The 18,111-nt window shown below is 71.4% G+C and carries 20 protein-coding genes; 10 read left to right on the forward strand and 10 right to left on the reverse strand.

Annotation, left to right across the window (positions count from 1 at the left end):
• Positions 1 to 15: 15 nt before the first annotated feature.
• From AC1DV7_RS11990 to AC1DV7_RS12010, 5 genes are read left to right on the forward strand one after another with little or no spacing between them, the layout of a single operon-like run.
• Positions 16 to 864, forward strand: coding sequence for a S1C family serine protease (locus AC1DV7_RS11990; protein WP_477597355.1), 849 nt, complete (start codon positions 16 to 18; stop codon positions 862 to 864).
• 48 nt (positions 865 to 912) lie between these two features.
• Positions 913 to 1,956 carry an AAA family ATPase gene (locus AC1DV7_RS11995; protein WP_477597356.1) on the forward strand — a complete coding sequence of 348 codons (1,044 nt, stop codon included), beginning with the start codon at positions 913 to 915 and terminating at the stop codon, positions 1,954 to 1,956.
• Positions 1,935 to 2,924 carry a DUF58 domain-containing protein gene (locus tag AC1DV7_RS12000; RefSeq protein ID WP_477597357.1) on the forward strand — a complete coding sequence of 330 codons (990 nt, stop codon included), beginning with the start codon at positions 1,935 to 1,937 and terminating at the stop codon, positions 2,922 to 2,924. The genes AC1DV7_RS11995 and AC1DV7_RS12000 overlap by 22 nt, the downstream gene beginning before the upstream one ends.
• Positions 2,921 to 3,907: a VWA domain-containing protein gene (locus AC1DV7_RS12005; protein ID WP_477597358.1), complete on the forward strand. Its 987-nt coding sequence runs from the start codon at positions 2,921 to 2,923 to the stop codon at positions 3,905 to 3,907. The genes AC1DV7_RS12000 and AC1DV7_RS12005 overlap by 4 nt, the downstream gene beginning before the upstream one ends.
• 1 nt (position 3,908) lies before the next feature.
• Entirely contained in the window at positions 3,909 to 5,036 is a 1,128-nt protein-coding gene (locus tag AC1DV7_RS12010) for a VWA domain-containing protein (RefSeq protein WP_477597359.1), read from the forward strand.
• Positions 5,037 to 5,149: 113 nt separating this feature from the next.
• Here AC1DV7_RS12010 and AC1DV7_RS12015 read toward each other — a convergent pair whose 3' ends face one another.
• Positions 5,150 to 5,764 carry a CGNR zinc finger domain-containing protein gene (locus AC1DV7_RS12015; protein ID WP_477597360.1) on the reverse strand — a complete coding sequence of 205 codons (615 nt, stop codon included), beginning with the start codon at positions 5,762 to 5,764 and terminating at the stop codon, positions 5,150 to 5,152.
• Between the two features lie 90 nt (positions 5,765 to 5,854).
• On the reverse strand, positions 5,855 to 6,682 hold the full coding sequence (locus tag AC1DV7_RS12020) for an Fpg/Nei family DNA glycosylase (protein WP_477597361.1): 828 nt from the start codon (positions 6,680 to 6,682) through the stop codon (positions 5,855 to 5,857).
• A gap of 34 nt (positions 6,683 to 6,716) precedes the next feature.
• Here AC1DV7_RS12020 and AC1DV7_RS12025 point away from each other — a divergent pair, with 34 nt between their 5' ends.
• The 3 genes from AC1DV7_RS12025 to AC1DV7_RS12035 all read left to right on the forward strand — a co-directional run bounded on the left by AC1DV7_RS12025 (position 6,717) and on the right by AC1DV7_RS12035 (position 9,329).
• Positions 6,717 to 7,361 carry a PadR family transcriptional regulator gene (locus tag AC1DV7_RS12025; protein ID WP_477597362.1) on the forward strand — a complete coding sequence of 215 codons (645 nt, stop codon included), beginning with the start codon at positions 6,717 to 6,719 and terminating at the stop codon, positions 7,359 to 7,361.
• Between the two features lie 194 nt (positions 7,362 to 7,555).
• Entirely contained in the window at positions 7,556 to 8,572 is a 1,017-nt protein-coding gene (locus AC1DV7_RS12030) for an ATP-binding cassette domain-containing protein (RefSeq protein WP_477597363.1), read from the forward strand.
• Position 8,573: 1 nt separating this feature from the next.
• Positions 8,574 to 9,329 (forward strand): ABC transporter permease, encoded by a 756-nt coding sequence (locus AC1DV7_RS12035; RefSeq protein WP_477597364.1) that lies wholly within the window; start codon positions 8,574 to 8,576, stop codon positions 9,327 to 9,329.
• Between the two features lie 106 nt (positions 9,330 to 9,435).
• On the opposite strand, the gene ku is transcribed toward AC1DV7_RS12035, so the two are convergent.
• On the reverse strand, positions 9,436 to 10,326 hold the full coding sequence (gene ku / locus AC1DV7_RS12040) for a non-homologous end joining protein Ku (protein ID WP_477597365.1): 891 nt from the start codon (positions 10,324 to 10,326) through the stop codon (positions 9,436 to 9,438).
• A gap of 84 nt (positions 10,327 to 10,410) precedes the next feature.
• Between ku and ligD (AC1DV7_RS12045) the strand changes: the two genes are divergently transcribed.
• Together ligD (AC1DV7_RS12045) and ligD (AC1DV7_RS12050) are read left to right on the forward strand one after the other, a co-directional pair.
• On the forward strand, positions 10,411 to 11,355 hold the full coding sequence (gene ligD / locus AC1DV7_RS12045) for a non-homologous end-joining DNA ligase (protein WP_477597366.1): 945 nt from the start codon (positions 10,411 to 10,413) through the stop codon (positions 11,353 to 11,355).
• Positions 11,345 to 12,226, forward strand: coding sequence for a non-homologous end-joining DNA ligase (ligD, locus tag AC1DV7_RS12050; protein ID WP_477597367.1), 882 nt, complete (start codon positions 11,345 to 11,347; stop codon positions 12,224 to 12,226). The genes ligD (AC1DV7_RS12045) and ligD (AC1DV7_RS12050) overlap by 11 nt, the downstream gene beginning before the upstream one ends.
• A gap of 3 nt (positions 12,227 to 12,229) precedes the next feature.
• Here ligD (AC1DV7_RS12050) and AC1DV7_RS12055 read toward each other — a convergent pair whose 3' ends face one another.
• The 7 genes from AC1DV7_RS12055 to panD all read right to left on the reverse strand — a co-directional run bounded on the left by AC1DV7_RS12055 (position 12,230) and on the right by panD (position 18,094).
• Positions 12,230 to 12,823, reverse strand: coding sequence for a (2Fe-2S)-binding protein (locus tag AC1DV7_RS12055; RefSeq protein WP_477597368.1), 594 nt, complete (start codon positions 12,821 to 12,823; stop codon positions 12,230 to 12,232).
• A gap of 59 nt (positions 12,824 to 12,882) precedes the next feature.
• Positions 12,883 to 13,209 carry a histone-like nucleoid-structuring protein Lsr2 gene (locus tag AC1DV7_RS12060; protein WP_477597369.1) on the reverse strand — a complete coding sequence of 109 codons (327 nt, stop codon included), beginning with the start codon at positions 13,207 to 13,209 and terminating at the stop codon, positions 12,883 to 12,885.
• A gap of 107 nt (positions 13,210 to 13,316) precedes the next feature.
• Positions 13,317 to 13,508 carry a hypothetical protein gene (locus AC1DV7_RS12065; RefSeq protein ID WP_477597370.1) on the reverse strand — a complete coding sequence of 64 codons (192 nt, stop codon included), beginning with the start codon at positions 13,506 to 13,508 and terminating at the stop codon, positions 13,317 to 13,319.
• Positions 13,505 to 15,028, reverse strand: coding sequence for a lysine--tRNA ligase (lysS, locus tag AC1DV7_RS12070; RefSeq protein ID WP_477597389.1), 1,524 nt, complete (start codon positions 15,026 to 15,028; stop codon positions 13,505 to 13,507). Before lysS ends, AC1DV7_RS12065 begins: the two co-directional genes overlap by 4 nt.
• A gap of 66 nt (positions 15,029 to 15,094) precedes the next feature.
• Positions 15,095 to 15,973: a carboxylating nicotinate-nucleotide diphosphorylase gene (gene nadC, locus AC1DV7_RS12075; protein WP_477597371.1), complete on the reverse strand. Its 879-nt coding sequence runs from the start codon at positions 15,971 to 15,973 to the stop codon at positions 15,095 to 15,097.
• Complete coding sequence (locus AC1DV7_RS12080; protein WP_477597372.1) at positions 15,970 to 17,676, reverse strand: L-aspartate oxidase; 1,707 nt, start codon at positions 17,674 to 17,676, stop codon at positions 15,970 to 15,972. Before AC1DV7_RS12080 ends, nadC begins: the two co-directional genes overlap by 4 nt.
• Complete coding sequence (panD, locus tag AC1DV7_RS12085) at positions 17,669 to 18,094, reverse strand: aspartate 1-decarboxylase (protein WP_477597373.1); 426 nt, start codon at positions 18,092 to 18,094, stop codon at positions 17,669 to 17,671. The genes AC1DV7_RS12080 and panD overlap by 8 nt, the downstream gene beginning before the upstream one ends.
• Between the last annotated feature and the right edge of the window lie 17 nt (positions 18,095 to 18,111).

An 18,111-nucleotide genomic window follows, 5' to 3' on the forward strand; every position in this document is an offset into this window, starting at 1 on the left:
CGTACGCTCGCAAAGGTGGACCGGCTGGGCGCACCGCAGGTCGTCGCACCACCCCCCGGGGCAGTGGCCGACGAACCGCCGCGCGCCCCGCGCCGGCAGCCGTCCCGCAGGATCCTCCTGACCGCCCTCGTGGCGATCGCCCTCGTGGCCGTCGCCGTCTTCGCCCTGACGCGCGGCCCGGCCACACCACCCCTCACGACCGCCGACGTCGACAAGGCCGTCAGCCAGGGCCTCGAGAAGGCCCAGGAGGACGCCGCGAAGGCGCCGGCGGATGCCACCGTCGCCTACCAGGTCGTCCAGCCCTCCCTCGTCCGGGTCGCGACCTCGACCGCGACGGGCACGGGTACGGGCGCGGGCGTGGTCATCAACGCCGACGGCTCCGTCCTCACGGCACTGCACGTCGTCGACGGCGCCCGGTCCGTCGAGGTCACGTTCAGCGACGGCACCCGCTCGCCCGCCCGGGTCGCCGAGAAGGACGAGGCCACGGACATCGCGGTGCTCTCCGTCGACGAGCTGCCCCAGGTGGTCGTCCCCGCGGTCATGGGGGGCGGCCCGCAGGTCGGCGACCCGGTGTTCGCCCTCGGCCACCCGCTCGGGCTGCGGGGCTCGCTGTCCGCCGGCGTCGTGTCAGCCCTCGACCGCAACATCCAGGTCGCCTCGAACCGCACCCTCGAGGGCCTCATCCAGTTCGACGCAGCGGTCAACCCCGGCAACTCCGGGGGGCCGCTGCTCAACAAGGCCGGCCAGGTCGTCGGCATCGTGACCGGGCTGGCGAACCCGTCGGAGCAGAACTTCTTCGTCGGCATCGGCTTCGCCGTGCCGATCGCCACGGCCGGCGGAGTCGCCGGCGGACCCGCCCAATAGCCAGGCCACCCAGCACAGCCCATCCAGCCCCCGCCCACAGGAGAGCCCATGGACCCCCACCGACCCGAGCTCGGCCGGCAGCACCCGCTGGAGCAGGCGCTGTACGAGGTGAAGAAGACGATCGTCGGGCAGGACGAGCTGCTCGAGCGGATGCTCGTCGCGCTGCTCGCCCGAGGCCACCTCCTCGTCGAGGGGGTGCCCGGCCTGGCCAAGACGATGGCCATCAAGACGCTGGCCAAGGCCATCGGTGGCGAGTTCCAGCGCATCCAGTTCACGCCGGACCTCGTGCCCGCGGATGTCATCGGCACCCGTATCTACAACCAGAAGGCCGGTGAGTTCCAGGTCTCGCTCGGGCCCGTGTTCGCCAACCTCGTCCTCGCCGACGAGGTCAACCGCGCCCCGGCCAAGGTGCAGAGCGCCCTGCTCGAGGTCATGCAGGAGCGCCAGGTCACCATCGGCCGCGAGACCTTCACGGCCCCCGACCCCTTCCTCGTGATGGCCACCCAGAACCCCATCGAGTCCGAGGGCACGTACGCCCTGCCCGAGGCGCAGGTCGACCGCTTCATGCTCAAGACGATGGTCGGGTACCCCTCTGCCTCGGAGGAGTTCGTCGTCGTCGAGCGCATGACCACGACCTTCGAGGCGGCGCAGAAGGTGCTGGAGCCGGGCCAGCTGGTCGAGTTCCAGAAGAGGGCCGACGCCGTCTACGTCGACCCTGCGGTGATCGAGTATGCCGTCCGGCTCACCACGGCGACCCGGGCACCGGACACCGTGGGCCTGCCGGACCTCGCCCGTTACCTGTCGTTCGGGGCGAGCCCTCGCGCCTCGATCAACCTGGTGCTCGCGGGCAAGGCCCTCGCCTTCCTGCGGGGGCGGGACTTCGCCCGCCCGCAGGACCTGCGCGACCTCGCGCTCGACGTGATGCGGCACCGGCTGGTCCTGTCGTACGAGGCGCTCGCCGAGAGCGTCACGGCCGACGACCTGCTCGCCCCGATCCTCGCCGCGGTGACCATGCCCGAGGAGCCCATGCGCGACCGTCGCCAGCAGCCCGGCCCCACCCCGGAGGTCCAGTGGACCGGCCAGCACCGCTGAACGCCGAACGGCTCCTGCGCCGGCTCGAGTGGCGCGTCGTGCGCCGGCTCGACGGCCGGCTGCAGGGCGACTACCGCACGATGTTTCGCGGGAGCGGCGTCGACTTCACCGACCTGCGCGAGTACGAGCCGGGCGACGACCTGCGGCACATCGACTGGAACGTCACGGCGCGGATGGACACGCCCTTCGTCCGGGAGTACGTCGAGGACCGCGAGGTGACTGCCTGGCTCCTGCTCGACCGCTCGGCGTCCATGGCCTTCGGGCCCGTCGACCGCCAGAAGTCGTTGGTGCTGGCCGAGATCGCGACGACCATCGCGCACATCCTCGTCCGCGGCGGCAACCGGGTCGGCGCGGCGATGTACGACGGCACGATCTCGACGATCCCGCCCGGGCAGGGCCGCAACCAGGTGCTGCGGATCAGCCAGGCGCTGCTGCAGCCGGCGTCCGACACCGCTGGCTGGGAGACCGGTGGCAAGGCGTCCCGCACGTCCGGCAGGGCGTCCCGCACGTCCGGCAGGGCGTCCCGCACGTCCGGCAGCACCGACCGCGACCGGGCCACCACCGACCTGGGGGCGCTCCTGCGCGCCGCACTGGGCCTGGCCCGACGGCGGTCCGTGCTGGTCATCGTGTCGGACTTCATCACCCAGCCCGGGTGGGAACGCCCGCTGGCACTGCTCGCCCGACGCCACGACGTGGTGGCCATCCAGGTCGTCGACCCGCGCGAGTCCGAGCTGCCGGCGGTGGGCATGGTCTACGTCGAGGACCCCGAGACCGGCGAGCAGATCTTCGTCGACACCGACGACCCCGTGTTCCGACAGAGCCTGCACGACCTCGCTGCACAGCGTCAGGACGAGCTGGTCGCCGCTGCCCGACGGGCTGGGACCGAGATCCACGTCGTCGCGACGGACGACGACCTCGTCCGCGCCCTGGCGAGGATCTCCGACCTGCGCAAGCGGAGACGGCGATGAGCTTCGAGTGGCCCTGGGTCCTGTGGTGCCTCCTGACGGTGCCGCTGCTCGTCGTCGCCTACCGGCGCCAGCTGCGGCGGGCGCAGGAGCGGCGTGAGCGGCTGGCCGCGACGGGCATCGTGGCGCCCGGCGCGGGTCGCCCCGACCGGCTGCGCCACGTTGGTCCCCTGCTGCTGCTCGGGGCCCTGACCCTGCTGCTGCTGTCACTCGCCCGGCCGAGCGCGACCGTCGCCGAGCCGCACCGGGAGGGCACCATCGTCCTCGCCTTCGACGTGTCCAACAGCATGGCCGCCAAGGACGTGAGCCCCACGCGGCTCGAGGCGGCCAAGGCAGCTGCCAGGGACTTCGCCGCGAAGCAGCCGGCCAGCATCCGGCTCGGGATCGTGGCCTTCGGGGACTCGGCGGTGATCACCCAGCGACCGACCGACGACCGCACGGCGGTGCGCGCCGCGATCGACCGGCTGCGGCCCGAGGGAGGCACCGCCCTCGGCCGCGGCATCGCCGCCTCGCTCAGCGCCATCGCCGGTCGCACCATCACCGTCGACGAGGACACCGCCGAGGGAGGCCTCGACGACGCCGACATCGGCTACTACGGGTCGGCGGCGGTCGTCCTGCTGTCGGACGGCGAGAACACCACCGACCCCGACCCCCAGGTCCTGGCGGAGCTGGCGTCGACGGCCGGGGTGCGCATCCACACGATCGGTCTCGGCAGCCCGCAAGGCGCAGTCCTCGACGTGGACGGCTTCCAGATCTCCACGCGCCTCGACGAGCAGACCCTGACGCAGATCGCCGACACCACCGACGGCAGCTACCACGCCGCGGGCGACGCCGCCGCGCTCGGCAAGGTCTACGACTCCATCGACCTGGCCTGGACTGCCCGCACCGAGCAGCGCGAGGTGACGTCGTGGTTCGCCGCCGCAGCGGCGCTGCTCCTGCTGGGCGGCGCGGGGATCTCGGTCCTGCGGTCCGGACGGGTGATCTGACGTGACGTTCTCCCTGCCCTACGCGCTGCTCGGTCTGCTGGCCGTGCCCCTCCTCGTGGCGGCATACCTCTGGCAGCTGCGGCGACGCCGCCGCGACGCCGTGCGGTTCTCCAACGTCGCCCTGATCCGCGCGGCGCTGCCCCGGCAGCGCCGCTGGAAGCGGCACGTCCCGATCGGCCTGGTGCTGGCCAGCCTCGTCCTGCTCGGCCTGGCCGCCGCGCGCCCGCAGGTCCGGGCGCAGGTGCCCACGTCCAGCTCGGCGGTCATCCTCGCCGTCGACGTGTCCGGCTCCATGTGTGCCACCGACGTCGAGCCGAACCGCCTTGCGGCAGCGCAGGAAGCGGTGGCGCGGTTCATCGAGAAGCAGGACGAGCGCACCCGCATCGGGCTCGTCGTGTTCTCGGGCTTCGCCCAGGTCGCGGTGGCGCCCACGACCGATCACGACGAGCTGAACCAGGCCGTGGAGACGCTCACCACCGGCCGGGGCACGACCATCGGCGCCGCCATCCTCAAGTCCATCGACGCCATCGCCGAGATCAACCCGGATGTCGCCCCTGCCGACGGTGGCGCTTTCAACCCGGACTCCGGCGACACCAACCCCGGCGAGGTCACGCCCGGCCAGCCGAGCCCGGGGCCGACCGGCGCCGACCCGGGGACGAGCCCGGCCACGGTCGCCCCCGAGATCATCGTGCTGCTGACGGACGGCGCCAACACCCGTGGCATCACCCCCGAGGAGGCCGCCAAGCAGGCTGCGGCCCGCGGGGTCAGGGTCTTCCCAATCGGCTTCGGCACCACCGAGCCCACGCAGATGGTCTGCACGCGCGCCCAGCTGGGAGGTGGCCTGTTCGACGGACCACCCGGTGGCTTCCGCGGAGGCCTCGGCCCGGGCGGGCGCAACTTCCTGGTCGTGGACGAGGAGGCGCTGCAGACCGTCGCGCGGACCACGGGTGGCGAGTACTTCAAGGCCAGCGACGCCGACCAGCTCCAGGGCGTCCTCGACGACCTGCCCAAGCACGTCGACCTGCAGGAGCGGGACGTCGAGATCAGTGCCGGCTTCGCCGGGCTGGCGGCGCTCCTGCTGCTGCTCGGGCTGTGGCTCGCCGGCCGGTGGAGCACCGGCCCCCGCTGACGCGGGTGCCACCAGCGGGTCCGGGTCACGTCACCCAGCCCATGCCCGTGCGCCTGGCCCACGAGGGGTCGTGGGCCAGGCGCACTGGCGTGGGCCGGGCGCGGTGACGTGCCCTAGGCGGGCAGCGCTGCCCGGTGTCGCTCGGCGTGGGCGGCGACCTTGGCGCGGTTGCCGCAGGACCGCATGCTGCACCAGCGCCGCCGACCGCGCGGATCGAGGAAGAGCCATCCGCACTCGTGGCCGGGGCAGGCGCGGACGGCGGAGAGGTCCTCGGTGGTCACGGCGTGGGCTGCCGCCCAGGCGACGGCCGACAGGGGTCGGTCGAGTCCGCCCCCGACGTCCCAGTGCGGCCGGGCGCCTGGCACGAGGTGCAGCTGGGTCAGCGCCGGCTGCAGCAGTCGCGCGAAGGCGTCCATCGCCCGCCGGTCGTAGGGGTCCAGCAGGACCGCGCGCAGCCTGGCCCGCAGGGTGCGGGCCTGCACCACGATCTGCTCGGCGTCCCGCGGTCGGGTGGCGGCGCGTCGCCGCAACGCGGCCACGGCAGGGGCGTCCAGGAGGCCGGCCTGCTCGGTGAAGACAGCCAGGTGGTCGTAGGTCTTGAGGTACTCGCCGCCTGCCGCTTCCCCCCACCCCGCATAGGTGTTGACGAAGTCCAGGGCGGGGTCGCCGCCGACCGGCCGCGGCAGCACGAGTCCGCGAACCTCCACCCAGTACGGACCATCGACCACGCTTGACGACTCCTTCGACGCACTAACCGTTTGGTTGATGTTAACCGGTTAGGTGCTGTCTTCACCAGAGGCGCCCCCGCGGCGAGTGGGTCAGCGGCGGCGCTGGCAGCGGCCGCACCAGAACAGGTTGCGGCCACCCACGACCCGGGTGCGGACCTTCGACCCGCAGACGCGGCACGGCTCGCCCTGGCGCTTGTAGACGTAGGACAGCCGTTCGGTCAGGCGGTCCACCTCGCCGGCCTCGACCTCGGCCCGGATCTGCTCGACCTGCTCCGCGACCGTGACGATCTTGCCGGTCGCCACCCCCAGCGGCAGCAGGCCGACCAGGTCGAGCCAGATCGCGTCCCACGACGAGCGCCGGAGCTCGCGGCCGGGCCGGAACGGGTCGATGCGCTGCCGGAACAGCACCTCGCTGCGATAGACGTTGCCCACGCCCGCGAGGACGGACTGGTCCATCAGCAGCTCGGCGACCGACTTGCCGCTGCGCGAGATCTTGCGCCAGGCCAGCTCCGGATCTGGTTCTGGCCGTAGGGGATCCGGCCCGAGGCGGGAGGTCACGGCCTCGACCTGGTCGGGCGTGATCACGGCACACAGGTTGGGCCCGCGCAGGTCCGCCACGTGTTCGTCGGTGGCGAGCCGGAGGCGCACCTGCCCCACCACCGGGACCTCCCCGGCATACGACCGCTCGTCGATCGTGAAGGTGCCGATCAGCCCGAGGTGCACGTGCAACCAGGCATCGTCCTCGAACTCGGCGAACAGGTGCTTGCCCCACGACGTCGCGTGGACGAAGGTCCGACCCGACAACAGCGCCGCCCCCGCGGCGAACTTCCCCTGGGGGCTGCTCGCCACCGGGCGGGTGCCCCGGAAGGCCGAGTCGAGGTCGCGGGCCAGCGCGAACAGGGTGTGGCCTTCGGGCATGGCCCCATCATGACCTGCTCCTACACTGCGTCACATGGCGGCCACCGAGACGCGACTCCTGCTCCTCGGCACGGTCATGCTCTTCGAGCCGGTCAACGGCTACCAGCTGCGCCGCGAGCTGCTGTCCTGGCAGGTCGAGGACTGGGCCCACGTCAACCCCGGCTCGATCTACTCCGGACTGGCGACCCTGGCCCGGCAGGGCAACCTCGACCGACACGACCTGGTCGACGGCACCCGCGAGGTGGCGGTCTACACCAGCACGACGCAGGGTCGGCGGGAGTTCGACCGGCTCTGGAGGGCAGCGGTCGAGACCGTCGACGTGCTCTCGCCCCTGCCCTTCCACACGGCCATGGCGCTCATGCCCCTCGTCGGCCGGGGCGCCGTCCGGGACGCACTGCAGGCCAGGCTCGCGGCCATGGACGCCAAGGCGCGCGACCAGCTGGCCCAGAACCCCCCGGTCGAGGCCGTCCCCCCGCACGTCCGGGCGCTGGCCGACCTCTGGATGGGGCTCGGGCAGACCGAGCGCGAGTGGCTCGTGGACCTGCTCGGACGAGTCGACCGGGGCGAGCTCGAGCTCAAGGGTGAGCCCGTGAGCTGGCAGGCGCCCGCCGACGACCCGGGGTGGCAGATGGCCAGCGACCGCACCCGCTACCTCGAGCTCATCTCCCGGCGCCGCTGAGTCTCGTCACTGGCCGTGGCACCGGAGCGGGCCGCGCCGGCGATGAGTTCCTGTCGGCGCGCGGGTCTACCCTCTCGGATGCTGCTGAGCTGGGCATTTGACGCGCCTGTGTTCAATGTTGAACACTGAGCGATGTTCAAGGTTGAACACGTGACGAACCTGGGGTACGGACACATGAGCACAAGGAGCTGGGGATGATCCACGCACGGGGTCTGGTGCAGACGTTCCAGACACGCGAGGGCAAGAAGAAGACGCAGGTGCGCGCGGTCGACGGTGTCGACCTCGACGTGGCCGAGGGCGAGGTCGTTGGCTTCCTGGGGCCGAACGGCGCCGGCAAGACGACCACGCTGCGGATGCTCACCACCCTGCTGCGCCCGACCGAGGGGACGGCCACGGTGGCGGGCTACGACGTCGTCAAGGACTCCGAGCAGGTCCGGCGTCGCATCGGCTACGTCTCGCAGAGCGGGTCGACGGGGCAGTTCGCCCGGGCCGGCGACGAGGTCGTCGACCACGGCATGCTCTACGGCATGAAGGCGGCCGACGCCCGGGCGCGCGGCCACGAACTGTTCAGCCAGCTCGACCTCGACGGCCTGTGGACCCGTCAGCCCAAGACGATGTCGGGTGGCCAGCGGCGTCGCCTCGACATCGTGATGGGCCTCATCCACGAGCCGACCCTGGTGTTCCTCGACGAGCCCACGACCGGGCTCGACCCCCAGGCCCGGGCCAACCTCTGGACGCACATCGGCGACCTGCGCAAGCGGCGCGGGGCGACGGTCTTCCTCACCACGCACTACCTCGACGAGGCCGACGCGCTCAGCGACCGGATCATCATCATCGACCACGGCAGGATCATCGCCTCCGACACCAGCGACAACCTCAAGGCGCAGGTGTCGGGCGACCTCGTGGACCTCGAGGTGGCCGACCCCGACCTGGTGACCGAGGCCGCCACGCGGCTCGACGCCATCGCCGAGACCGGTCGCGAGGGCCGCGACGCCGTCGAGATCGACGGCAACCACGTCCGGGCGCGGGTCCAGCGGGCGGGCAAGGCCGTCCCGGGGCTGCTGGCCGACCTGCGTGGCGCCGACATCGACCTCGAGTCGATCGAGGTCATCCGCCCGACGCTCGACGACGTCTTCCTCACCCTCACCGGGCGGTCGCTGCGCGATGCGGACGCCGCCGCCCCGGCCGACCCGACCTCGAAGGAGAAGTGACATGCAGTTCCTGCGCGAGTCCTTCATCGTCTTCCGCCGTCAGCTGCGGATGAACCTGCGCAACCCCGCCTGGGTGCTCATCGGCCTCATGCAGCCGATCCTCTACCTGTTCCTCTTCGGGCCGCTCCTCAAGCCGATGGCCCAGCAGCTCGGCTACGAGAACACCTGGACCTTCTTCGTGCCGGGCATGCTCATCCAGCTCGGCATGTTCGGCGCCTTCTTCGCCGGGTTCGGGTTGATCTCCGAGTGGCGCGACGGCGTCATCGAGGCCGAGCGGGTCACCCCCGCCAACCGCACCGCCCTGCTGATGGGCCGGCTCTGGCGCGACCTGCTCCAGCTGCTGGTCCAGGCCCTGGTCCTCGTCGGCCTCGGCTACTGGGTCGGCATGGAGGCGCCGCTTCGCGGGGTCGTCCTCGGCGTCGTGCTCACCCTGCTGGTCGGGGGTGCCTGCGCCGCGGCTTCCAACGCGCTGGCCCTGACGACCAAGAGCGAGGACGTCATGGCCCCGGTGATCAACGTCGTGATGATGCCGGTGCTGCTCCTGTCGGGCATCCTGCTGCCGATGACGATGGGCCCGGACTGGCTGCAGCGGACCAGCGACTTCATGCCGTTCCGCTGGATCACCGACGCGGTCCGCGGCTCGTTCGTCGGCGAGTTCGCCGGCAACTCCCTCCTGTGGGGCAGTCTCTGGGCGGTGGGCCTGTTCGCCATCGCGCTCTGGTGGGGCACCTCGACGTTCCGCAAGGAGAACGCCTAGCCCACCCCCAAGACGCAGGTATGCCGCGTGGCCGGGCCACGCGGCATACCTGCGTCCGGGGGGGCACACCTCGCGGTGGCCCCAGCGCGAAGGCGGTGGCGGCCGGTCAGCTCGCCTTCTTGGCGGCCTTCTTGGCGGCCTTCTTGGCCGGAGCCTTCTTGGCCGCCGCCTTCTTCGTGGTCGCCTTCGTCGCGGTCGACGTCGTCGAGGTCGTCTCGCCGCGGGCAGCCTTGGCCTTGTCGACGGACTTCTTGAGGGCGGCCAGCAGGTCGACCACCTCGCCCGAGTCGTCCTTGGACTCCGGGGCGAACTGCACCTCGCCACCCTCGACCTTGGCCTTGACGAGCGACTGCAACGCCGCGGCGTAGTCGTCCTCGTACTCGCTGGGGTCGTAGTCGCCCGCGAGCTGCTCGATCAGCAGGTCGGCCATCGCGAGCTCCTGCTTGGTGGCCTTGGCGTCGTCGTCAAGGGTCGCGAAGTCGGGCTTGCGGATCTCGTCGGGCCACAACATCGTCTGCATGAGGATCACGCCCTCGTGCACGCGCAGCACCGCCATGGTCATGCGGGTGCGGATCGAGACGGTGACGACCGCGACGCGGTTCTCCTTCTCGAGGGCGTCGCGCAACAGGATGTAGGGCTTGGTGGACGCCTTGTCCGGCTCGAGGTAGTACGACTTGTCGTAGAGCATCGGGTCGATCTGGTCGGCCGGAACGAACTTGGCGACCGAGATCTCCTTGCTGCTGCTGGCCGGGAGGTCCTTGAAGTCCTCGTCGGTGAGGACGACCATCTCGCCGTCCTCGGTCTCGTAACCCTTGGCGATGTCGTCGTAGGACACCTGGGCGCCGTCGATCGAGCAGATCCGCTGGTACTTGATGCGGCCGCCGTCCTCGCGGTGCACCTGACGGAACTGCACGTCGTGGTTCTCGGTCGCGGAGTACAGCCGGATGGGCACGTTCACCAGACCGAAGGACACTGCGCCCTTCCAGATCGCTCGCATGACACCGATCTTCGCCCATCCGCCCTGCTCACCGCTACAGCGCGTGCCCTGCGGGTCGTCGCCGGCCACTGACAGAATGCGGGGATGCGCCCCATGCTGGCCAGCCCCGCGCCCGCCGTCCCGGCCGGCCCCGAGTGGCTGCACGAGGTGAAGTGGGACGGCATGCGGGTGCTGGCCGACGTCCACGGCGGCCGGTTGACCCTCTCGTCCCGAGCAGGCAACGACGTGACGGTGAGCTTCCCCGAGCTGGCACCCCTGGCTGACGCCTTCGACGACATGCTGCTCGACGGCGAGGTGGTCGCGCTCCAGGACGGGCGTCCCTCGTTCGGGGCCCTCGCGGACCGCATGCACGTCAGGGACCGCGCCAAGGCAGAGCGGCTGGCGACCGTGCGCCCGGTGACCTTCATGGTCTTCGACGTGCTGCGCCTGCTCGGCAACGACGTCACCGCCCAGCCGCTCGCCGCCCGCCGCGAGCTGCTGGAGCAGCTCGAGCTGCACGGCAGGCACTGGCAGGTCCCGCCCGTCTACGACGACGGACAGGAGCTGTTCCAGGCAACGCTGGAGCAGGGTCTCGAAGGGGTCGTCAGCAAGCGGCGAGCCTCGTCGTACCTACCGGGTCGCCGGTCGACCGACTGGCTCAAGTCGCCGCACCGCGCCTCGTTCTCCGCCGTCGTCGGCGGCTGGCGCGCCGAGAAGACCAACGACTCGGGGCGTCTGGGCGCGGTCCTGCTGGGCCGGCCGGATGGCCTTGGTGGGTGGCACTTCGCGGGACGGATGGGCAGCGGCATCGCCGGCCGCGCGGCCATCCAGCTGGCAGCCGCCCTCGCCCCGCACACCCGGGCCGACTCCCCGTTCAGCGACGAGGTCCCCTGCATCGACGCCGTGGGTGCGACCTGGGTCGACCCGGTGGTCGTCGTCGAGGCGCGCGCCCTCGAGGTGACGCGCGACGGACGGCTGCGCCAGCCGGCCTACCTCGGGATGCGCACCGACCTCACCCCCGACGACCTGCAGGAGGTGGATGGTGCCTGAGGGTGGCGAGGTGACCCGGGTCGAGGTGGCCGGCCGCAGGCTCAAGCTCACGAGCCTGGACAAGCTGCTGTACCCGTCGACCGAGACGACCAAGGGYGAGGTGCTCAGCTACTACGCCCAGGTGGCGCCGGTGCTGCTGCCGCACCTGGCCGACCGTCCGCTGACGCGGGTCCGCTGGCCGCACGGCACGGCCGACCAGAGCTTCTTCGAGAAGAACCTCCCGTCGGGTGCGCCGGCCTGGTTGCCGCGCGTGAAGATCGACGACGTCACCTACCCGATGGTCGAGGACCTCGCCGAGCTGACCTACCTCGTCAACCTCAACTCGATCGAGCTGCACATCCCCCAGTGGCGCGTCTCCGACAGTGGTCGCCAGAACCCGGACCGGCTGGTCATCGACCTCGACCCGGGGGCACCGGCCGGCCTGCACGAGTGCGCCCAGGTGGCCCTCATGGTGCGCGACCGGCTCGGCGCCCTCGGGCTCGACCTCTTCCCCGTCACCAGTGGCAGCAAGGGGATGCAGCTGTACGCCTCGCTGTCCGGCGACCTGTCCTCGGACCAGGTCCGCGACCTCACCCAGCAGCTGGCCCAGGAGCTCACCAAGGCCCACCCCGACCTCATCGTCTGGAAGATGACCAAGTCGATGCGGCCCGGCAAGGTGTTCCTCGACTGGAGCCAGAACGTCGCCGCGAAGACGACCATCTGCCCGTACTCGCTGCGCGGCAAGGAGACGCCGACCGTCGCGGCGCCCCGCACCTGGGACGAGGTCGAGGCCGGCGCCGCGAAGCCGGACGTCCTGCAGCAGCTGATGTTCGACGAGGTGCTCGAGCGGCTCAACGACGACGGCGACCTCGTCGCCGACCTACTCGCCTAGCTCCTAGGTGGGCGGCGACGGCTGGGTCGCCGCGGTCCCCGTCGGCCTGGTCCCCGTCGGCGCGGTCCCCGTCGGCGCGAGGCGCGGGCAGCCCGAGCACTCGTGCACCCCGGGGAGCACGTAGATGAAGCAGCAGGACTCCCGGCGCGGTGGCCGCCCTCCCCTCACGCGGGCCACGGCCATGGCCCAGACGTCGTCCACCATGGCCAGCCGCGTGCGAGTGCCGAGGTTGACGCCGGGGTCGTAGGACCGCGCGAGCTCCCCCGCAGGACCGAGGTATGCCGCGCGCGCGGCCTCGACCCGGTCGTCCAGGAGAGCGGGCGTGACGGTGTGGTGCCGCCACTGGGCTGCCACCGGGTAGAGCTGCTGCGGGTGCAGGGTGAACGTGAGCCCCGCCCCCTCGGGGCTCACGACCCACGCGTGGTGCAACGCGGCATACGCCCCGGCGGTGGCGGCGACCTCGAGGGTCCACTGCAGGACGAAGGCCGCGGGCATGGCGGCCGGCACCGACGCGGCGTACTGCCGCTCGGTGCTACGGGCCAGCCGCGCACGCCAGTCGGCGGTCGGGTCGCCGCCCCCGGACTGCTCGCGCAGCAAGCGCGCCCAGTCCCAGGCGAGGTCCGGGTCCGAGGGCGAGGCGACCCGCAGCTCCAGGGTCAGTGCGCCTTGTCGAAGGCAGCCTGGATCTCGGCCGAGATGCGACCGCGGTCGCTGACCTTGTGCCCCTTGCTGCGCGCCCACTCGCGCACCTCGCTGAGGTCGCGCTTGCCCGCTGCCCGCGCGGCCGGTCGGCCACCGGGACGACGGGCCGAGGTGCGGCGTGCGTGTCCGACGTACGGCGCCAGGGCGTCGCGCAGCTTGGCCGAGTTGGCCGAGCTCAGGTCGATCTCGTAACCGACACCGTCGAGGGAGAAGGTCACCGTCTCGTCGGCGTCCGTTCCGTCGAGGTCATCCTCGAGGACAATGTTGACGCGCTGGGCCATCGTGTTCCTTTCACAAGAAAATTCAGGGACATCAGGAAACTAATGCCTCGGCCGGGCAAAAGGAAAGAATGCGCAGTGACGAAAAGGTGACGCCTTTGCCGAAATGGTCAGGATGGGCGGGTCGAGCCGTCCGGATTGTTCACGTCAGGAGTACCGGAATCGTGCTCACGGTCCCACTGGGAATGCGCCAGTCGCTCCTTGCGGTCACCCTCGACCATGTTCTTGATGACGACGTAGAAAAGGAATCCCACCCCGGCCGACGGAATGAGGGCGGCGATATAGGGCCAAACCGAGCTCATCGGGTCACCTCAGGCTTCAGGTGCGGAAACAGAATGGTTTCGCGGATATTGGCGTCAGTGAAGAGCATGACCATCCGGTCGACCCCGAACCCGAGGCCGCCCATCGGCGGGGCGCCGTACTCGAGGGCGCGCAGGAAGTCCTCGTCGAGCTGCATCGCCTCGGGGTCACCGCCGGCTGCCTTGACCGACTGGGCGGTCAGGACCTCACGCTGGATGACCGGGTCGATGAGCTCGGAGAAGCCGGTGCCGCGCTCGACCCCGGCGATGATGAGGTCCCAGGCCTCGATCAGCCCGGGCTCGCTGCGGTGCGGTCGGGCCAGCGGCTGGGCGACGGCCGGGTAGTCGCACAGGAACGTCGGCTGCAGCAGGCTGGGCTCGACCAGCTCGCCCAGCAGCTCGAGGAAGACCTTGTCCTTGTCCCAGGACGGGTCGACCTCGACGTCGTGCTTGGCGGCGTACCCGCGCAACGTCTCGACGTCGGTGTCGACGGTCACGGTCTCGCCGACCGCCTCGGACACGCCGTCGTAGACGGGCAGCCAGCGCCACTCACCGTCGAGGTCCACGGTGCCGACTGCCGTCTCCACCTGACGTGAGCCGAGCGCGTCGGCGACGCCGAGGTAGACGTCTCGCATGAGGCCGGCGATGGACGTCTGGTCGCCGTATGCCTGGTAGGCCTCGAGCATCGTGAATTCGGGGCTGTGGGTCGCGTCCACACCCTCGTTGCGGAAGATGCGACCCATCTCGTAGACACGGTCCACCCCGCCGACGACGGCCTTCTTGAGGTTGAGCTCCAACGCGATCCGCAGGGTCATCTCCTGGTCGAACGCGTTCATGTGGGTGCGGAACGGCCGCGCCGCCGCCCCGCCGTGGACGAGCTGGATGATGGGGGTCTCGACCTCGAGGTAGCCCTGCCCCTCGAGCACCCGGCGGATCGCGGAGAGGGCAGCCGCCTTGGTGCGCACCATGTCGCGCGCCTCCTGGCGCACGATGAGGTCGGCGTAGCGCTGGCGCACGCGCGACTCCTCGGACAGGTCCTTGTGCAGCACCGGCAGTGGACGCAGCGCCTTGGAGGCCATCTCCCAGCCGGTCGCCATGACCGACAGCTCCCCACGCCGCGACGAGATGACCCGGCCCCGGACGAACACGTGGTCGCCGAGGTCGACATCGGCCTTCCACGCCGCGAGCTGGTCCTCGCCGACCTCGGCGAGGCTGAGCATGACCTGCAGGCGCGTGCCGATGCCCTCCTGGAGCGTGGCGAACGCGAGCTTGCCGGTGTTGCGGATGAAGATGACCCGGCCGGCCACGCCCACGACGTCCTGGGTCTCCTCGCCCGTCTCGAGGTGGCCCCACTGCTCGCGCACGTCGGCGAGGGTGTGCGTGCGCGGCACCGAGACGGGGAACGCCTGCTTGCCCTCGGCCAGCAACCGGTCGCGCTTGTCGCGACGCACCTGCATCTGCTCGGGCAGGTCGGCGTCCGGTGCGGCCACGGCTGTCTGGCTGGGGGTCTCGCTCACCCGCAAAGGGTACCGATGCACCCGCGGCACCCCGCACGGCGGGGATTCCGCGCTGGCTCGGCCGACGCCCGGTCAGTCCACCAGGTCGAGCGCGAGGTCGAGGATCGGGCTGGAGTGGGTGAGGCCGCCGACGGACAGGTAGTCGACGCCGGTCTCGGCGTAGGCGTGAGCCACCTCGAGGGTCAGGCCGCCCGTGGCCTCGAGCTCGACCCGCTCCCCCGTCGCCCGCACGGCCTCGACAGTGGCGCGCAGCTGGTCCACGGACATGTTGTCGCACAACAGGAAACGCGCACCGACCCCGACCGACTCGAGGGCCTCCTCCGTGGTGGTGACCTCCACCTGCACCGGCACGTCGGGGAACTGGGCCCGCACCGCGGCATACGCCTTGCTCAGGGACCCCGCGGCCAGCTTGTGGTTGTCCTTGATCATGGCCACGTCGTAGAGGCCCATGCGCTTGTTCGTGCCACCACCCGCGCGCACGGCGTACTTCTCCAGCGCACGCAGCCCGGGCGTCGTCTTGCGGGTGTCGAGGACGGTCGCCCCGGTGCCGGCCAGCTGCTCGGCCCATCGACGGGTGTGGGTCGCGATGCCCGAGGTGCGGCACAGGATGTTGAGCATGGTGCGCTCGCCGACGAGGGTCACCTGGGTGGAGCCGTGCAGGGTGGCGACCACGTCGCCCTCGACGAGCGCCTCGCCGTCGGCCCGTTGCGCCACGATGTCGAGCGGGGCGGCACCCAGCCTCCGTGCCACCTCGTCGAAGACCAGCGCCAGGACGGGTATGCCGGCCAGCACCCCGGCCGCCCGCGCCACGACGTGGGCGGTGCTCACCTGTCCGGGCGGGATGGTTGCCGACGTGGTGACGTCGACGCCCGACTCGCCGCCGAGGTCCTCGTCGAGCGCCGTGCGCACCAGCTCACGGGCGGCGGTGTCGGGGAAGGCCAGGTCGGTCATGTGAGGTCCTGTTCCGGGACGGGCTCGAAGGTCGTGGCGACGCGTCCGTCGGCAGTCCGCGACAGCACGGTGTGTCCACGCCACCCGGGGTCGACCAGCTCGGTGTGGTCGGACCGCACGTGACCACCACGGGTCTCCTCGCGCAGCGCCGCAGCGAGGGTGAGCGCCTGGCCGATGTGCAGCAGGTTCGTCGTCTCCCACGACTGGGGCCCCGGCTCGTCGGCCGGTCCGGTCGCATAGAGCCCCGCCAGGCTCGCGGCCGTCTCGGCCAGGCCCTCCGCCGACCGCACGGCACCGGCACCCCTCGTCATCGCGGACTGGAGCGCCGTTCGCTGGTCGGCGCGCACCAGCGCGGGGACGCCCGCGGGGGTGACCGGGGTCGACGGGGGCAGCTCGCCCGCGCCCAGCCGCTCGCTGATGTCGTCGGCGATGCGATGGGCGAAGACGAGCCCCTCGAGCAGCGAGTTGGACGCCAGGCGGTTGGCGCCGTGCACCCCCGTGCAGGACACCTCACCACAGGCATAGAGCCCGGGCAGGCTCGAGCGGCCGCGCAGGTCCGTGCGGACCCCACCACTGGCGTAGTGCTGGGCGGGCGCGACCGGCAGCAGGTCCACGGCGGGGTCGAAGCCCAGCTCGCGGCAGCGCGCCACGATGGAGGGGAACCGCTCCTCGAGGAACTCGCGCCCGAGGTGGCGGGCGTCGAGGTAGAGGTGGTCGGTGCCGGTCGCGTGCATGCGGGCGACGATCGCCCGGGAGACGACGTCACGCGGCGCGAGGTCGGCGAGTGGGTGGACGTCCCGCATGAACCGCACCCCGTCACCGTCGACGAGGAAGGCGCCCTCGCCGCGAACGGCCTCGGAGATGAGGGGTTGCTGGCCACTCGACCCGGCACCCAGCCACAGGACGGTGGGGTGGAACTGCACGAACTCGACGTCGGCGAGGATCGCCCCCGCTCGCATCGCCGCCGCCATGCCGTCACCGGTCGCCACGCTCGGGTTCGTCGTCGCCGAGTAGACCTGACCCAGCCCACCGGTGGCGAGCACGACTGCGCGCGCGAGGGCGGCACCGACGCCATCCATCTGGCCCTCGCCGATCACGTGCAGGGTGACGCCACAGACCCGGGAGTCCTTGTCCTGCAACAGGTCCACGACGAGGGCGTGCTCGATGACCTCGATGCCCGGGTCGTCCTGCACCCGGTGCAGGGCGGCGATCAGGGCTCGAGAGATCTCCTTGCCGGTCGCGTCGCCGCCGGCGTGGGCGATGCGGTCACGGTGGTGCCCGCCCTCGCGGGTCAGCTTGAGCTCGCCGTCGTCGTCGAGGTCGAACTCCGCACCCAGTGCCACGAGCTCGCGCACGCGGGCGGGGCCCTCATGCACCAGCGCGGTGACCGCCGCCACGTCGCAGATGCCGACGCCGGCAACCAGGGTGTCGTGCAGGTGCTCCTGGGGTGAGTCGGCGGGGTCGAGCGCAGCGGCGATGCCGCCCTGCGCCCACTGGGTCGAGCCCTCGTTGAGCACCGTCTTGGTCACCAGCAGGACGCGGTCGACTCGCTGCCGCAGGCGCAGCGCGGTCGTCAGTCCGGCGATGCCGGAGCCGACCACGATGACGTCGGCCGAGCTCGTCCAGCCGGGCGCGGGCGCGACCAAGCGCCCCGGGATCGTCAGGTCCGTGAGCTGGTCCGGACCAGGCCCGTCCTCAGTCATGGTGGCGGTGCGTCACGGCCGAGGTCCTCAACCCGAAGCCGTCGGGGACATCGCCACCGTCGTGCCCGATCTCGACGATCTTGTTGTCACTGTCGACGAACACGACCTGCGGCTCGAAGGTCTTGGCCTCGTGGTCGTCCATCGCTGCGTAGGCGATGATGATGACGGTGTCACCGGGCGAGATGAGCCTGGCGGCCGCACCGTTGATGCAGACGATCCCGGTCCCCCGTTCCCCCTCGATGGCGTAGGTCGTGAGCCGGTTGCCGTTGTCCACGTCGACGACGTCCACCTGCTCGCCGGGCAGCAGGCCGGCAGCGTCCATGAGGTCGCGGTCGATGGTGAGCGACCCGACGTAGTGCAGGTCGGCCTGGGTGACCGTGGCACGGTGGATCTTCGCGTAGAGCATGAAGCGCTGCACGGCTGCTGCCTCCTCGT

The organism is Pedococcus sp. P2_E4 (assembly GCF_056403935.1).

Coding starts and splice junctions, on each gene's coding strand:
- AC1DV7_RS11995 (WP_477597356.1), top strand. CDS start 913: ATGGACCCCCACCGACCCGAGCTCGGCCGGCAGCACCCGCTGGAGCAG.
- AC1DV7_RS12005 (WP_477597358.1), top strand. CDS start 2,921: ATGAGCTTCGAGTGGCCCTGGGTCCTGTGGTGCCTCCTGACGGTGCCG.
- AC1DV7_RS12020 (WP_477597361.1), bottom strand. CDS start 6,682: ATGCCCGAAGGCCACACCCTGTTCGCGCTGGCCCGCGACCTCGACTCG.
- AC1DV7_RS12025 (WP_477597362.1), top strand. CDS start 6,717: ATGGCGGCCACCGAGACGCGACTCCTGCTCCTCGGCACGGTCATGCTC.
- AC1DV7_RS12030 (WP_477597363.1), top strand. CDS start 7,556: ATGATCCACGCACGGGGTCTGGTGCAGACGTTCCAGACACGCGAGGGC.
- AC1DV7_RS12035 (WP_477597364.1), top strand. CDS start 8,574: ATGCAGTTCCTGCGCGAGTCCTTCATCGTCTTCCGCCGTCAGCTGCGG.
- ku (WP_477597365.1), bottom strand. CDS start 10,326: ATGCGAGCGATCTGGAAGGGCGCAGTGTCCTTCGGTCTGGTGAACGTG.
- ligD (WP_477597366.1), top strand. CDS start 10,411: ATGCGCCCCATGCTGGCCAGCCCCGCGCCCGCCGTCCCGGCCGGCCCC.
- AC1DV7_RS12060 (WP_477597369.1), bottom strand. CDS start 13,209: ATGGCCCAGCGCGTCAACATTGTCCTCGAGGATGACCTCGACGGAACG.
- AC1DV7_RS12065 (WP_477597370.1), bottom strand. CDS start 13,508: ATGAGCTCGGTTTGGCCCTATATCGCCGCCCTCATTCCGTCGGCCGGG.
- nadC (WP_477597371.1), bottom strand. CDS start 15,973: ATGACCGACCTGGCCTTCCCCGACACCGCCGCCCGTGAGCTGGTGCGC.
- AC1DV7_RS12080 (WP_477597372.1), bottom strand. CDS start 17,676: ATGACTGAGGACGGGCCTGGTCCGGACCAGCTCACGGACCTGACGATC.